The following is a 13825-nucleotide window of genomic DNA, read 5'->3' on the forward strand; positions in this document are numbered from 1 at the left end:
ACCCACAATGTGGATGGCGCCCTTTTCGAGAGGATACGGCTCAGTCGTAGAGAACCGCAGCGATCTCGGGGTCGTCGATGTTGTTGGCGTCGTACCAGTACGAGCCAGTGTCGTAGAAGTCCTCGACAGCCTCGCCGTTGGCGAGGTTGTACGCGGCCTCAACAACCGACTTTCCAATACCGATCGGGTCTTGCGTGATCGCGCCCGCCATGGTGCCATCCTTGATCGCGTTGATCTGGGCTGCACCCGAGTCGAACCCGATGATGGTCAGCTCACCAGGCTCGAGGCCAAGCTCGTTGGCGGCGTTGACGACACCGATGGCCGAACCTTCGTTGGTGCCGTAGAGACCAGCCAGGTTGGGGTTGGCGGCAATCATGGCCTTCGCAATGTCAGCCGACTTCAGGTGGTCGCCGTCACCGTACTGGATGTCGACGATCTCGATGTCGGGGTACTCCGATTCGATGCGCTCGACGAAGCCGTCGCGGCGCTCGATTCCGGTCGAGTTGATCTGCGAGTGACCGACAATCGCGACCTCGCCCGAACCGCCGATCAGCTCTGCCATGTGGTCTGCTGCCAGCGCACCGGCGACCATGCTGTCGGTGGCCGAGAGGCTCGAACCGTATTCGCTGTTGCAGGGGGCGTCGAACTGTGCAATCGGGATGCCTGCGGCTTCCGCGCTCTCGTAGAGAGGAACGCATGCCTCGGGGTCGAGTGCGGCGTAGCCGATGGCTGCGGGCTCCTTGTCGATTGCGGTCTGCAACATCTGCAGCTGCGCGTCAACCTCGGTCTCAGACGCGGGGCCTTCGAAAGTGATCGTGATTCCGAGCTCGTCGGCCTTTTCTTCGGCTCCGGTCTTCACCGCCTGCCAGAACTGGTGCTGAAAGCCCTTCGAGACGAGAGCAATGTACATCTCATCGTCGCTGCTACCACTGTCAGTCGCTGTGTCGCTAGCGTCGCTTGAGCAGCCAGCGAACACGAGTGCCGCGACGGCGGCGGTTGCCGCGATCCCAGCTTTTCTGCCGTACTTCATGGAAACTCCATTGTTTGTATGTCCAGCCCTAAAGCCGGAGTGATGCGGACATTTTCGGTGTTGTGCCTAGCGGAAGGGATCCGCGAGCTCGACCAGAAGGTCGATTGGTCGGCAACGGGCACGGGCGCCGCTGACCAAGTATTTGGCTATGTCGATGAGCGGTTTCGCAGGGAGTCGAAGAACACCGCGATCAAGATCACGATTCCGACGACGACGTTCTGCCATTCGGTCTGGATCGACATGATGCGCAAACCGTTGATGAGCACGCTCATGATCAAGGCGCCGATGACGGTACCGAGAATCGAGCCTCGACCGCCGAGCAGCGAGGTGCCGCCGATGATCACCGCGGCGATCGCCTGCAGTTCGTATCCGACGCCGAGTTGGGGCTGAGCCGAGTCCAAGCGAGCCGCGAGGACGACGCCAGCGACACCCGTGAATGCACCCGCGAACATGTAGATGAAGATCTTCCACCGTCGCGTGTTGACACCGGAGAGTCGCGTGGCTTCTTCGTTCGAGCCGATGGCGAAGGTGTAGCGGCCGAGCAGGGTCTTGTTCAGAACCAGATAGGCGACGATTGCCAGCGCAATCGTGATGAGCACTGCGTTGGGCAGGCCCGGGATCAAGGTTCCCAGTGCGATGTCCTTGAAGTTCGGCGCAGCGCTTGAGAAGTAGATCGGACGAACACCCGAGATCACAAGGGCGAGGCCCTGGGCGATCATCATCATCGCGAGCGTCGCGATGAACGGCGGTAGTCGAAGGAACGTTACGTTCACGCCGTTGACGAGACCCATCAGCACACCGGTCGCGATGCCGCCGAGCACCCCGATCCACACCGGAAGGCCCATGTTCGCGATGAACACACCCGTCATGACCGCAGCCAGCGTCATTCCTGTTCCGATGGACAGGTCAATCCCGCCTGTGATGATGACGAAAGTCGTGCCTAGAGCAAGGATGCCGATAACAGCGGTTGCGAGCAGGATGCCCGAGATGTTGCTCCAGGTGAAGAAGTTGTTGCCGAAGACAGAGAAGAACACAACGAGGACGATGAGCGTCCCGAATGCGAGTGACTGCTGGGCCTGGCGCTTCAGAAAAGCACCGAAACCGCCGTTGCCCTTCTCTTCAACCGCGGTCTGGATGACGGTCGTCGTCGTCGGGCCGGGCGTTGTGGGGGTGGTCATTCGTCTACCTCCGCGTGTGCTGCGTACTGCATGATCTTCTCCTGGCTGGCTTCTTCGTTGCGCAGCACCCCAGTGATCTGACCGTTCGCCATCACGACAATGCGATTGGCGACGCGGAGGATTTCGGGGAGCTCCGATGAAATGACGATGATGGACTTTCCTGATGCCGCGAGCTCACGCATCAGGCGGTAGATCTCTTCTTTGGCGCCGATGTCGATGCCACGCGTTGGCTCATCGAAGATGAGAACATCGCAGTCACGCAACAGCCACTTCGCGATGACGACCTTCTGTTGGTTGCCTCCGGAGAGCAGCTTGACGATCTGGTTGACAGACGGCGTCTTTACGCGCAATGTACGCACGTAGTCTTTCGCCTGCGATTTCGCTTTTCCGTCCTGCATCCAGCCGATGCTGTTGGCGTAGGTGCCCAGTGAAGCGAGAACAGTGTTGAACGTGACGTCTTGCTCAAGCATCAGCCCGAGCAGCTTGCGGTCTTCGCTCAGGTAGCCGATTCCGAGTTTCACCGCGTCGGCGGGCTGCTTGATTCGTACGGCCTTGCCGGCCACCGAGATCGTGCCGCCCTCGCGAGGGTCGGCGCCAATGATCGCTCGTGCAGTCTCGGTGCGCCCCGCGCCCATCAGCCCGGCGAAGCCGAGAATTTCTCCGCGGTGCAATTGAAAGCTGACGTCTTTGAGCAGGCTCTTGGTGCTGAGACCGTTCACGTCGAGCACGATGGGATCATCCGCGTGCTCGCGCGCCGTCGGCCGGGCACCTTCATCGATTTTGCGACCGACCATCATCTCGATGATCTTGGGGACGGAGATCTCACTCTTCTCGAGAGATCCGATGTATGTGCCGTCTCGAAGCACGGAGACACGGTCGGCGAGCCGGCGCAGCTCATCCATTCGGTGCGAGATGTAGACGATGCCGGTGCCGCGGGACTTCAGCTGTTCGATGAGCTCGAACAGGATCTCGGTTTCACTGTCGGTCAAAGCCGAGGTTGGCTCGTCCATGATGAGCACCTTGGCGTCGAACGAGAGCGCCTTCGCGATTTCGACCATCTGCTGCTTGGCGACGGTGAGCTCGCTCACGAGCTGTCGCGGATTCAGGTCGATCTCGAGCGCGTTCAGCAGCTCGGTCGCCTTCTTGTTGAGCTTGCGCTCGGACAGAAAAGGACCGACCGTCGGCTCACGCCCGACATAGATGTTCTGTGCAACCGTGAGATCGGGCATCATGTTCATCTCTTGATGAATGATGGTGATGCCGAGGTGCTGTGCTTGCAGCGGGCTGGTGAGTTCGACTTCGGCGCCCTCGAAGGTGATGGTGCCTTCGTCTTTTGTGTAGATCCCCGAGAGAATCTTCATCAGCGTCGACTTGCCAGCGCCATTCTCGCCCACCAGCACGAGCACTTCGCCAGAGTGCACTTCAAGGTCAACGTCCTTCAGCGCTTGCACGCCGGGGAAGCCTTTGCTGATCCCGTGCACTTTGAGGATGGGGTCGGTCACTCGGTCACCTCTTCGTTGAAGGTCTTGTAGAAGACGGGTGCCACTTCCCTGGGTGGGAACGGCTTAGACATCCTACCAATTGATCAGCGTTTAGCAACGCTGCGTAAGTTGTATCTAAATGTATCTAACCACAGCGGTAGATGGAAGAGCTGTAATAACATCTTGGTCACAGATGATGCACGAAGGTCGTGCTCAACAAGGAGAATCATGCTCATCGGCGCGCACGCACTCGTTTTTTCCGGCAGTTTCGACGAGGCCGGACTGCGAGCTTCTATTGAAGGAACAAAGGCCGCGGGGTTCGACCTCATCGAGATCCCCCTCATGGATCCCGGCCAGTTTGATTCCGCGCTGGCCGGGCGAATGTTGCGAGACAACGACCTTGCGGTCACGGCTTCATTGGGTCTGACCGACGCCACAGACCTGTCCAGTGAAAACCCCGCCGTGGTGGCTGCGGGCGAGGAGATGTTGGAGGTGTGCCTCGATCACGTGGCGACGATGGGCGGCGAAGTGCTGTGCGGCGTCATCTACTCGGCTATGCGCAAGTTCATGGCGCCAGCCAGCGCGAAGGGCGTGGCCAACAGCCAAGCAGCTATCGCACGACTGGCAGCCAAAGCTCGCGACCGCGGGATCAGGCTCTCGCTCGAGGTTGTGAACCGCTATGAATCGAACGTCTTCAACACCGGTCGAGGAGGACTTCGCTACCTGGACGAGGTGGGTTCTGACAACGTTTCGCTGCACCTGGACACGTACCACATGAACATTGAGGAGTCGGATCTGTGGCAACCCGTACTGGACGCGGGTGAGCGGCTCGGATACGTTCACATCGGTGAGAGCCATCGTGGCTATCTGGGAACGGGCAGTGTCGACTTTGACTCGTTCTTCCGTGCTCTCGATCGTGCGGGGTACGACGGTCCCGTCGTATTCGAGTCCTTCTCCTCAGCGGTCGTGAGCGCCGAACTCAGCAATACGCTCGGCATCTGGCGAAACCTCTGGCAGGATTCCGACGACTTGGCCGCCCACGCAAACCGCTTCATTCGCGACGGACTCCACGCCGTCAGCACGATTGCGCTCCACTGACATGGGCGGGTGCCGCTGAGGCGGCACCCGCCCAAGCACTAGTCGGAGATGCGTGCGATGGCCGCTTCGAAGTCAGCTGCTGACGAGTCGCTGATGTCGTCGGCGAGCATTGCTTTGATGACCTCTGGCGCAGCCGTGAAGTACGAAACACCGTGGTGGCGAAGTTCGACGAGGTCGGCGGGGGAGCGCAGGCTTGCTGCCAGCACTTCGGTCTGAGATCCCGCACACACCGCCTGCATTTCAGCGATCAGCGCCGTGCCGTCTCGCCCGCTGTCACGCAGCCTGCCCAGATAGGGAGCGATGTAGTGAGCTCCGTAGGCGCTCGCGGCAAGGGCCTGCGCAACGGAATAGACGGCTGTGACCAAGACGGTCGCGCCGCTTGACACGAGTTCTCGAGACGCGGTGAAGCCGGCGTGCGTAGCGGGAACCTTGACCGCCACTTTGTCGCCGAGGCTCACAATCTTCTCCGCGTTTCGCAGCAGTGTGGCGGGGTCTTCGCCCCAGGTTTGGAAGAAAACCTCTTGCGCGCCCTGCTCAACCCAGCGCGCATAGAGGTCAGGGATCTCGGCGACGCGGCGGCCGCCTCGCTCGAGGATCGTCGGGTTGGTCGTCACTCCGTGCACGAGGGAATCGGTGAGAAGCTCACGCACCTGATCGAGATCGGCGCTGTCGACATAGAGGCGGGGAGCGGCAGTCATTGCAGCCACCTTTCTTCGGACCCGTCGTTACAGGTCGGGCTCGGCTAATGTAATGACAGGTAGACAGAGAAGTCAAAGACCCGGAGGTCACATGCTCACCCCGCACACCGCGAATCGCACCGGCGTTGTCGTCGTCGGAAGCGTTACCGCGGACCTGACTACATTCTCGCAGCGGCTTCCCGCGCGGGGTGAGACGATACACGGCGACGATTTCACGCTCGTCCTCGGCGGAAAAGGCGCGAACCAGGTGCTCGCCGCCGCGCTCGCCGGGGCGCACGCGAGCTTCGTGGCCTGCGTGGGCAGCGATCTCTTCCACGACATGATCATCGACGGACTGACGGCTGCGGGGGTGGATATCACCCACGTGCGCTCTGTGGCTGGGCCGACCGGAATCGCTCATATCAGGGTGGACTCATCTGCCCAGAACGACATCGTGATGGTGCCGTTGGCGAATTCGGCACTCAGTGTCGAGCAAGTGGATGCTGCGCTGAACGATCTTTCTTCCACGGCGAGTGTGCTGCTGACCCAGCTCGAGATTCCTGTGCCGCTGGCGATGCAGGCGATCCGCAAGGCGCGAGCCAAGGATATGACTGTGGTGCTTGACCCGGCTCCGGCGGTGGAATTGCCCGACGATATCTGGAGCCTGATCGACCTCGTGACGCCGAACGAAACGGAGGCGTCGATCCTCACTGGACAGCAGGTGACCGACCTCGAATCAGCCGAAGCCGCTGGGCGCTGGTTTCTTGAGCGGGGAGCGAAGGCCGCCCTCATCACTCTTGCGGGCGCGGGGGCCGTGTTGGTCGACGCAGACGGCACGCAGACGTTCGCCCCTTTCCTGGTCACACCTGTAGACACCACCGCGGCGGGCGACGCTTTCGCCGGGTACCTGGGAGCAGCTTTGGCAGAGGGCTCGTCCGTGTCTCACGCGATTCAGCGCGCGAGTGCAGCGGGCGCACTCGCCGTGACGGTGCGTGGTGCATCGCCGAGCTTGCCCAGCAAGCAGCAGGTCGATGACTTTCTCGCGGAGCGCATCGACGAGCAGGTTGTTGCATCATGAGAAGCACCCAGACAACGATCAACCCAGCGCTGTCTCGCGTGATCAGCGAGACCGGCCACACCGATCTGATCGTCGTTACCGATGCTGGCCTGCCGATTCCCTCGGGCGCAGAGCGCATCGACCTGGCTTATCGCCCTGGATCGCCACCCTTCTTCGACGTCCTCGACACGGTTCTTGCCGAACTCGTGGTTGAGGGTGCGACCGTTTCTGAGGAGGTGGCCGCGCGCAGCCCTGAAGTGCTCGCGGCTCTGCGCGAACGGTTCGCCGATGCCGACTTCGAAATCGAATTGATCCCCCATGAGGAGTTCAAGAAGCGCACTCATTCTGCTCGTGCCTTCGTGCGCTCGGGCGAGTTCACGCCGTTTGCGAACGTCATCCTCCATGCCGGTGTGGCTTACTGACATGGCCGCCGCGGATTACCTCGCCTCTGCGAGCATCGACCGGCAGTCGGCCGCGCCGATGTATGACCAGCTGCGTCACCTGATCATCGAAGGTATCGGTCGCGAAGAGCTGCTGCCCGGAGATCAGCTTCCTGGTGAGCATCACCTGTGCGAACAGTATGGAATCTCGCGCACGGTTGTGAGGCAGGCGCTGGCACAGCTCGAGCACGAAGGCGTGTTGGAAAGGGTGAAGGGCAAAGGCACGTTCATCGCTCGGCCGAAGACGAGCGAGGCGCTCGTGCACACGCTTGTCGGGCTCTACGACGATGTTGAACGCCGCGGCGGCCACGTCTACAGCGAGGTTCTGCGCCACGAAGTCGAGACGGTCGACGCGGAAGCTGCCGAGGCGCTCGCCGTCGATGCCGGTGATGAGGCGGTCGTTTTGGAGCGGTTGCGCTTCGTCGATGGTGAACCCTGGTCGCTGTCTACGACGTGGATGCCAACAAGAGTGGGCGAACTCACCCTCGCCGTTGACATGTCTCATGCTTCGCTCTATCGCGAGCTGCGAGAGCGCGGCGTGGTGGCCACGCACGGTACACGATCGGCCGAAGCCACGGTCGCGTCACACGATCAAGCGAACCTCTTGGGAGTGTCGGCGGGATCCGCGCTGCTGCGACTTCGAAGCACCAGTTGGGACGCTGACAACCGGCCGATCGAGTTCTTTGTCGCCTATCACCGCGGCGATCGGTCACGCTTCGAGTTCGAGTTGCGTGCCGACGAGTCGCGAGCGTCGTTGCTTCATGTCACCAGTGAGGGCTCGGCATCTCGCGCCGGTACCTCGCGGGCCGCGTCCTGACGTGATTGACGTGGCTGACGGGATGAAGGCTGTTGCGCGCTGGCTATTAGCCGCGCTGCTCGTTGCGGCGGGGGTGTCGCATCTGACCTGGGGGCGGCGCGGCTACCGCATTACCGTTCCGGACTGGGCGACGAAAGCACTGCGCACGGACAAAGACATGATCGTCGTCGCGTCGGGAGCTGTGGAGATCATGCTCGGTGCCGCGCTCGTGGTGCTGCCAGCCGATCGCACCAGGGTCGGTGCGATCGTGGCGGCGTTCTTCGTGGCGGTGCTTCCTGGAAATGTTCACCAGTGGCGCACCGGTCGCTCGGCACCGCTGATGCGTACCGACCGCTCCCGCTTTGTTCGCCTCTTTCTGCAGGTTCCGCTGATCGCATGGACCCTGTGGAGCACTCGGTCTGACGAGGTTGCTCGCTAGCTGGCTTCAGAGATGAGCCGGATCAGCACGATGTTGCCCGACTCATCCATCTCGGCGATCTTCGGATGCGCTTTCACGAAGTCGGTGAAGCTCTTGTGGCCCAGGGCCTTCTCATTGAACGATGGGTCGAGCCGTTTGATGAGGCTCTTCACCGCCGACGCGTGCTGCCACTCGGCGCCCTCTTTGTCACTTTCCAATCGCAGCGCTCGCTGCAGCAGATCTGCCGAGGGATCAGCGGCCGCCTTCTTTCGGCGAGAGCGCGTCGGCGCAGCATCCTTCTTGCCTTGATCGGGCTGAGCCACACCGGGCAACGCGTCGTATGAGTCGAACTGGTCGCACGCGGCGGCGAGCGACTTCGCCGTAGAGCCAGCGACGCCGACACCCACAACGAACCTGCCCAGGCGCTTGCAACGCTGTGCGAGCGGAACGTAGTCAGAGTCGCCAGCCACGATCACCACGTGGGTCAGGTCTGGTAGGCGGAACATGTCTTCGACGGTGTCAACCGCCAACCGAATGTCTGCGCCGTTTTTGGCATACGCGGCCGCAGGAAACAGCTGCACCAGATCGACAGCGCGGGCGACCAGCTGCGAGCGGTAGATCGCGTTCACCGGCGAAGACCAGTCGGCGTACGCGCGGGTGAGTACCAGCGTGCCGAACGACGTGGCGTAGTCGATGACCGCACCCACATCGATCATCGCCGAGGTGAGACGCTCGGCGATTTCGGGATCTTCCGGGTTCGCGGCGATCTTCTGGCGATCGCGCGAGTATGCATTGCGGCCGTGAACGCGGTCGTACCAGCTCATGACGATGTTGTCGAAGTCGAGATACACCGCGACGCGAGGGTCCTGTGCGACGGGCATCAGCGCTCTCCGGGGTACTGCACACCGATGAGTTCGCGAACCTCGTCGAGCGTCTCCATGATCGCGACTGTCTCGTCGATCGACAAGACATCACTGTCAGTTCTGCCCGCGGCGATGATCTGCTCGGCGGCGAGAGCCTGATACTGCATTCCACGCCCTTCGATATCCGAGCTGTACTCCTCGAGCACTGCGCCGTCTGGCGCAACGACACGGAACGACACCGCGGTGTACCAGACACGGTCGATCTCGATGCGGGCTTCGGTGCCAATGACGTGAGCGGTGTTCGGTCCGGCCGACTGCGACGCCGAGATTGAAGTGGAGATGGCGCCGTTCGCATGGGTCATGATGGTCGCGACCTCGACGTCTGCGCCGGTTTCTCCGATCCGAGCAGCGGCGACAATCCCTACGGGTTCACCAAGTACGTCCCACGCGAATGAGATGGGATAGATGCCGAGGTCGAGCAACGCGCCGCCGCCAAGCTCGAGTGAATTCAAGCGGTGGTTCGGGTCTGCCGAGATCTTCTGCGTGTGATCTGCCGTCACCGCACGGATCTCTCCGAGTGTGCCCGCCGCGATGATCTCGCGAACGCGAACCATATGCGGCAGGTACCGCGTCCACATCGCCTCCATCGCGAGCAGACCCTGCTCGGCGGCCACATCGCGCACCTCCTGCGCCTCTGCAGCGTTCAGCATGAACGGCTTTTCGACAAGCACGTGCTTTCCGGCTCGAAGCGCCATGATTGCGACGTCTTTGTGCATGGGATGCGGCGTGGCCACGTAGATGATGTCGACATCAGGGTCGGCAACGAGCGCTTCGTACGAACCGTGTGCGTGGGGGATGTCGTACTTCTGGGCGAACTCTTGTGCTGCCTCTGGGCGCCGCGAGCCGACCGCGGTGACCGTGCGACCGGCGGTGCGCAGATCACTTGTGAAGAGGTGGGCGATACCACCGGTGGCAAGAATGCCCCAGCGGATTTCGGATGCAGCGAGTTCAGTCATGCTCTGAGCGTAGCGAGCACAACGTCAGTGGAGCGAGAAAATGCTCAGACTGCGCCGATAGGCTCATCGGGTGGCTACTTCTGTCGATAGATTTCGTGAACTTCTTCGCATTCCGACCATCTCGCACGCAGACGAGACGCTGACGGATTGGGCGCGATTCAGCGAGTTTGAAGCGGCGCTCGAACGCCTGTATCCGGCAACTCACGAGCATCTGACGCGCGAGGTCATCGACTCCCACTCTCTTCTCTACCGGTGGCCAGGAGTCACAAGCATCGAGCCGCTTGTACTGATGGCTCACATCGACGTCGTGCCCGTCGTCGAATCCGAATGGACCCACGCGCCATTCGGAGCCGAGATCATCGGAGAGGGTGCCCAGGCTGAGATTCACGGCCGCGGCACGATCGACGACAAGGGCTCTCTCGTCGCGATCTTCGAGGCTGTCGAACAGCTCTGCGCAGAAGGCTATGTGCCGCAGCGCGATATCTATTTGGCTTTCGGGCATAACGAGGAGATTGCCGGAAGCGGTGCACAGGCGCTCGTTGCCGAGTTGCGTGAACGAGGGATTCGGCCCGCGCTGGTTCTGGATGAAGGCGGAGCTGTCGTCCAAGATGTCGTGCCTGGGGTGACGGTGCCGACCGCGATGGTGGGCGTCGCTGAGCGTGGCGTGATGACCGTGCTGTTGACCGCCAGCGAGGGTGGTGGTCATGCTTCTACGCCACCAGCAATGCCCGCAACAGCGCGCCTGGCTCGGGCGATTGACCGACTGCGCCGTCGTCCTTTTCCTACCAGGCTTGCCAGCCCCGTACGAGCGATGCTCACAACTCTGGCCCCTCACGCTCCGCAGCCGCTGCGGGGTTTGTTCGGCAGCCTCGGTGTCACCGGACCGCTCGTGGCTGCGGCATTCTCGCGGTTCGGTCCTGAGATGAACGCGATCGTACGCACCACGGCCGTCGCCACGGAACTCAGCGGGGCGCCAGGCGAGAATGTGCTGGCTACATCAGCACGAGCGTCTGTCAATGTGCGGCTTCTCACGGGCGATAGCGTCGCCAGCGCAACGCAGCGCGTTCGCCGTGTCATAAACGACCCCAATGTGGACGTAACGGTTCGCCATGGCTCCGACCCGTCTCCGGTGTCGCCGTGGCGCGGTGAGGCGTGGCGACGCATCTCTTCGGCGGTATCGACCTCGTTGGGAGACGAGATCGTCACTACCCCTTACCTGCAGTTGGGTGCGAGCGACAGTCGCTGGTTTACCGCCATCAGCGACCACGTCTACCGCTTCACGCCGTTCCATCTCACGCGCGCCGAGCGCGACGCACTGCACTCCCACAACGAACGCATTCGCGTGGAGGTATGGCTGCGAGGGATCGGTTTCTATCGCGCACTCATCGAGGCGAGCTAGAACGCCTCGCTAGCTGGCTGTCGCACCCTCGAAAACCGGCACCGACGCCAGCGCCTGCGCGAGGTCGTCGATGATATCTGACGGATCTTCAAGACCTATTGATAGCCGCACGGTAGTCCAGCAGATGCGCGCTTCGAGCAGCTGCTCGGCAGAGAGATGGCTATGCGTCATTGATGCAGGATGAGCGGTGAGGCTGCGGGCATCGCCGATGTTGGCGACCAGATGAACGACCTGCAGTCGCGCGATGAAGCCTTCGACCAGAAGGAAATCTTCTTCGGTATCGCCACTCGTGTGAAGGTCAAAGGAGAACACCGCTCCGGTTCCGCGCGGCAGATACCGTGCCGCGTTGTCGTGCCACGGGCTGTTCTGCAACCCAGGATGATGAACGCGCGCAACCGAGGGGTGAGCATCGAGGAACCGAGCCACTTCGAGCGCGCTCGAAGTGTGCCGAGCCATCCGCAGATCGAGCGTTTCAATGCCTTGCAGCAGTTGGAATGCGTTGAAGGCCGACAGCGAAGGGCCGAGATCGTGCACGTACTTGGTCTTCACGAGTGTGATGTACGGTGAGCCGGTCGCGCCGAAACGTTCCAGCAGGCTGGCGCCGTGCACTCGAGCGTACGGCTCGTTGAGTTGGGGCCACCGCTCAGGATCTGCACCGAAATCGTAGGTGCCGAGGTCGACGACGACGCCGCCCAGAGATGTGCCGTGGCCGCCGAGAAATTTCGTCGCCGAGTGAACGACGATGTCGGCGCCGACATCTTTCGCCCGCTGCAGATAGGGCGTGGCTACCGTGTTGTCAATCACGAGCGGCACGCCTGCGCGGTGGGCGATCTCGGAGACAGCGGGAACGTCCAGCACCTGCGCGATTGGATTGGTGACTGACTCGGCAAAGAACGCCCGGGTTTCGGGGCGAACCGCCGCCCGCCACTCGTCGTGAGCATCTTGGTCGACAAAAGTGACTGAGATCCCCCAGTCGGCGAAAGTGTCTTGCAACAGATCGACGGTGCCGCCATAGAGCTGGCGAGCCGCGACGATGTGCTCGCCACTCTTGGCGAGGGCGAGCAATGCGACGGCGACAGCAGCCTGACCCGATGCCACGCCTGCTGCGGCGATGCCATTTTCGAGTTCCGCAACGCGGCGCTCAAACACCTGAACCGTGGGGTTAGCGGTGCGACTGTAGATGTTGCCGTCGCGCTTGAGCGCGAACAAGTCGCGTGCATGGCTCAGCGATGAGAACTCAAACGCGTTCGACTGGTGGATGGGCACAATCGCGGTATTCTCAGCCGCGCTGGGAACGTAACCCGACTGCACCTGAGCCGTGGCGAAGCCGCGCGTAGTCTCGGACATGCCTCCATTGTGTCGGCGAGGCCCTCGATAGTGCCTGGTGTGTGTCGAACTATTGCGGGCGCTGGGGAACGAGCACGATCTTTCCATCCACGCCGGACTCAAGCATGCGATGAGCTTCGGCAGCGTCGGCGAGCGCGAACGATGGCCCGAGTTCCACAGAGAATCGGTCCGCAGCCATCAGCGCGAGGGCGAGGGGGAACGCCTCCTCGCGCCAGCGGATCTCCGCCGCAGACAACGGATCGGGCGCACCGCCTTGAAATGCGCGGATGCCGAACCCTGCAGCATCCCGACCTCTGACGATCGTGGCGATGCGGCTGCGGTCACTCACGAGCTCAAGCGAAACCGCAATCGCTTCGTCGGTACCGGCGGCGTCGATGGCGACCGTGACGCCATCGGGCGCGACCGCCCGAACACGATCTGCTAGGCCGTCGCCGTACTCGATGGCAATTGCGCCGAGTGAGCGCACGCGATCAAAACGCCGAGGAGAGGAAGTAGCGATAACGCGAGCGCCCGAGAGCGTTGCGAACTGGATGATCGCCTGGCCGACTGCGCCAGAACCGCCGTGTACCAACAGGGTGTCTGACTCACCTACGGCAAGCGAGCGGAGCGCTTGCCACGCCGTGCCAGCCGGTATACCCAACGCGGCACCCTGCGACGCGCTCACGCCCGCGGGCCGAGGGTGTACCTGCGAGGCGGGGATGCTCACCGACGACGCATACGAACCGGTCGCCCCGAAGAATGCCACCGGGTCTCCGATGCGAAAGCCGATGACGCCTTCTCCTACGGCCGTGATCACGCCGGCTCCGTCACCGCCGATGCGGCGCGGCTCGGTGATCGGCGCCGACGGACGCAGCGCCGAGCGAAGTTTCCAATCGATCGGGTTCACACCGACCGCTTCTACTCGAATCAGAAGCTCTCCCGGCATCGCCTGAGCGTCGGGAATGTGGACCAGTTCGAGAACCTCGGGTCCACCGAACTCGTTGTAGACAATCGCTTCGGCCATGTGGGTTCCAATCGGTTCGACA

14 protein-coding genes are annotated in these 13825 nt (G+C 62.1%); 6 read left to right on the plus strand and 8 right to left on the minus strand.

Features of this window, described 5'->3' with window-relative positions; all coding sequences use genetic code 11:
- Positions 1-40: 40 nt before the first annotated feature.
- From SJY18_RS00055 to SJY18_RS00065, 3 genes are all read right to left on the minus strand, one after another.
- On the minus strand, positions 41-1030 hold the full coding sequence (locus SJY18_RS00055) for an ABC transporter substrate-binding protein (protein WP_337338391.1): 990 nt from the start codon (positions 1028-1030) through the stop codon (positions 41-43).
- Between the two features lie 146 nt (positions 1031-1176).
- Positions 1177-2208, minus strand: a complete 1032-nt coding sequence (locus tag SJY18_RS00060; RefSeq protein WP_337338390.1) for an ABC transporter permease — start codon at positions 2206-2208, stop codon at positions 1177-1179.
- Positions 2205-3710, minus strand: a complete 1506-nt coding sequence (locus SJY18_RS00065; protein WP_337338389.1) for a sugar ABC transporter ATP-binding protein — start codon at positions 3708-3710, stop codon at positions 2205-2207. The genes SJY18_RS00060 and SJY18_RS00065 overlap by 4 nt, the downstream gene beginning before the upstream one ends.
- A gap of 207 nt (positions 3711-3917) precedes the next feature.
- On the opposite strand from SJY18_RS00065, the gene SJY18_RS00070 reads away from it, so the two are divergent.
- A complete protein-coding gene (locus SJY18_RS00070; protein WP_337338388.1) occupies positions 3918-4787 on the plus strand; it encodes a sugar phosphate isomerase/epimerase in 870 nt (289 codons plus the stop codon).
- A 38-nt stretch (positions 4788-4825) separates the two neighbouring features.
- Here the strand turns inward: SJY18_RS00070 and SJY18_RS00075 are convergent, their stop codons facing one another.
- Positions 4826-5485, minus strand: coding sequence for a transaldolase family protein (locus tag SJY18_RS00075; RefSeq protein ID WP_396667990.1), 660 nt, complete (start codon positions 5483-5485; stop codon positions 4826-4828).
- Between the two features lie 91 nt (positions 5486-5576).
- Between SJY18_RS00075 and SJY18_RS00080 the strand changes: the two genes are divergently transcribed.
- The 4 genes from SJY18_RS00080 to SJY18_RS00095 are packed head-to-tail and all read left to right on the plus strand — an operon-like array spanning position 5577 to position 8196.
- Positions 5577-6542, plus strand: a complete 966-nt coding sequence (locus SJY18_RS00080; protein WP_396667991.1) for a ribokinase — start codon at positions 5577-5579, stop codon at positions 6540-6542.
- Complete coding sequence (gene rbsD / locus SJY18_RS00085) at positions 6539-6943, plus strand: D-ribose pyranase (protein ID WP_396667992.1); 405 nt, start codon at positions 6539-6541, stop codon at positions 6941-6943. Before SJY18_RS00080 ends, rbsD begins: the two co-directional genes overlap by 4 nt.
- 1 nt (position 6944) lies before the next feature.
- Positions 6945-7778 (plus strand): GntR family transcriptional regulator, encoded by an 834-nt coding sequence (locus tag SJY18_RS00090; RefSeq protein WP_337338384.1) that lies wholly within the window; start codon positions 6945-6947, stop codon positions 7776-7778.
- A 22-nt stretch (positions 7779-7800) separates the two neighbouring features.
- Positions 7801-8196 (plus strand): hypothetical protein, encoded by a 396-nt coding sequence (locus tag SJY18_RS00095; protein WP_337338443.1) that lies wholly within the window; start codon positions 7801-7803, stop codon positions 8194-8196.
- On the opposite strand, the gene SJY18_RS00100 is transcribed toward SJY18_RS00095, so the two are convergent.
- Both SJY18_RS00100 and SJY18_RS00105 read right to left on the minus strand, forming a co-directional pair.
- The gene (locus SJY18_RS00100; protein WP_337338383.1) at positions 8193-9056 is read right to left on the minus strand and encodes an NYN domain-containing protein; all 864 of its coding nucleotides are present in this window, start codon (positions 9054-9056) and stop codon (positions 8193-8195) included. The genes SJY18_RS00095 and SJY18_RS00100 overlap by 4 nt on opposite strands.
- Complete coding sequence (locus SJY18_RS00105; protein WP_337338382.1) at positions 9056-10054, minus strand: Gfo/Idh/MocA family oxidoreductase; 999 nt, start codon at positions 10052-10054, stop codon at positions 9056-9058. Before SJY18_RS00105 ends, SJY18_RS00100 begins: the two co-directional genes overlap by 1 nt.
- Before the next feature lie 70 nt (positions 10055-10124).
- Here SJY18_RS00105 and SJY18_RS00110 point away from each other — a divergent pair, with 70 nt between their 5' ends.
- Positions 10125-11453, plus strand: a complete 1329-nt coding sequence (locus tag SJY18_RS00110; RefSeq protein ID WP_396667993.1) for a M20/M25/M40 family metallo-hydrolase — start codon at positions 10125-10127, stop codon at positions 11451-11453.
- Positions 11454-11462: 9 nt separating this feature from the next.
- Here SJY18_RS00110 and SJY18_RS00115 read toward each other — a convergent pair whose 3' ends face one another.
- Both SJY18_RS00115 and SJY18_RS00120 read right to left on the minus strand, forming a co-directional pair.
- A complete protein-coding gene (locus SJY18_RS00115; protein WP_396667994.1) occupies positions 11463-12800 on the minus strand; it encodes an O-acetylhomoserine aminocarboxypropyltransferase/cysteine synthase family protein in 1338 nt (445 codons plus the stop codon).
- A gap of 49 nt (positions 12801-12849) precedes the next feature.
- Positions 12850-13803, minus strand: a complete 954-nt coding sequence (locus SJY18_RS00120; protein ID WP_396667995.1) for a zinc-binding alcohol dehydrogenase family protein — start codon at positions 13801-13803, stop codon at positions 12850-12852.
- Between the last annotated feature and the right edge of the window lie 22 nt (positions 13804-13825).

It is taken from the genome of Microbacterium sp. R86528 (assembly GCF_044596335.1).
In the GTDB taxonomy this organism is placed as follows: domain Bacteria; phylum Actinomycetota; class Actinomycetes; order Actinomycetales; family Microbacteriaceae; genus Microbacterium; species Microbacterium marmarense.

Bases quoted from the DNA above. Each gene is read 5' to 3' on its own strand.
- SJY18_RS00055 (WP_337338391.1), bottom strand. From the start codon at position 1,030: ATGAAGTACGGCAGAAAAGCTGGGATCGCGGCAACCGCCGCCGTCGCG.
- SJY18_RS00060 (WP_337338390.1), bottom strand. From the start codon at position 2,208: ATGACCACCCCCACAACGCCCGGCCCGACGACGACGACCGTCATCCAG.
- SJY18_RS00070 (WP_337338388.1), top strand. From the start codon at position 3,918: ATGCTCATCGGCGCGCACGCACTCGTTTTTTCCGGCAGTTTCGACGAG.
- SJY18_RS00075 (WP_396667990.1), bottom strand. From the start codon at position 5,485: ATGACTGCCGCTCCCCGCCTCTATGTCGACAGCGCCGATCTCGATCAG.
- SJY18_RS00080 (WP_396667991.1), top strand. From the start codon at position 5,577: ATGCTCACCCCGCACACCGCGAATCGCACCGGCGTTGTCGTCGTCGGA.
- rbsD (WP_396667992.1), top strand. From the start codon at position 6,539: ATGAGAAGCACCCAGACAACGATCAACCCAGCGCTGTCTCGCGTGATC.
- SJY18_RS00090 (WP_337338384.1), top strand. From the start codon at position 6,945: ATGGCCGCCGCGGATTACCTCGCCTCTGCGAGCATCGACCGGCAGTCG.
- SJY18_RS00095 (WP_337338443.1), top strand. From the start codon at position 7,801: ATGAAGGCTGTTGCGCGCTGGCTATTAGCCGCGCTGCTCGTTGCGGCG.
- SJY18_RS00100 (WP_337338383.1), bottom strand. From the start codon at position 9,056: ATGCCCGTCGCACAGGACCCTCGCGTCGCGGTGTATCTCGACTTCGAC.
- SJY18_RS00105 (WP_337338382.1), bottom strand. From the start codon at position 10,054: ATGACTGAACTCGCTGCATCCGAAATCCGCTGGGGCATTCTTGCCACC.
- SJY18_RS00115 (WP_396667994.1), bottom strand. From the start codon at position 12,800: ATGTCCGAGACTACGCGCGGCTTCGCCACGGCTCAGGTGCAGTCGGGT.
- SJY18_RS00120 (WP_396667995.1), bottom strand. From the start codon at position 13,803: ATGGCCGAAGCGATTGTCTACAACGAGTTCGGTGGACCCGAGGTTCTC.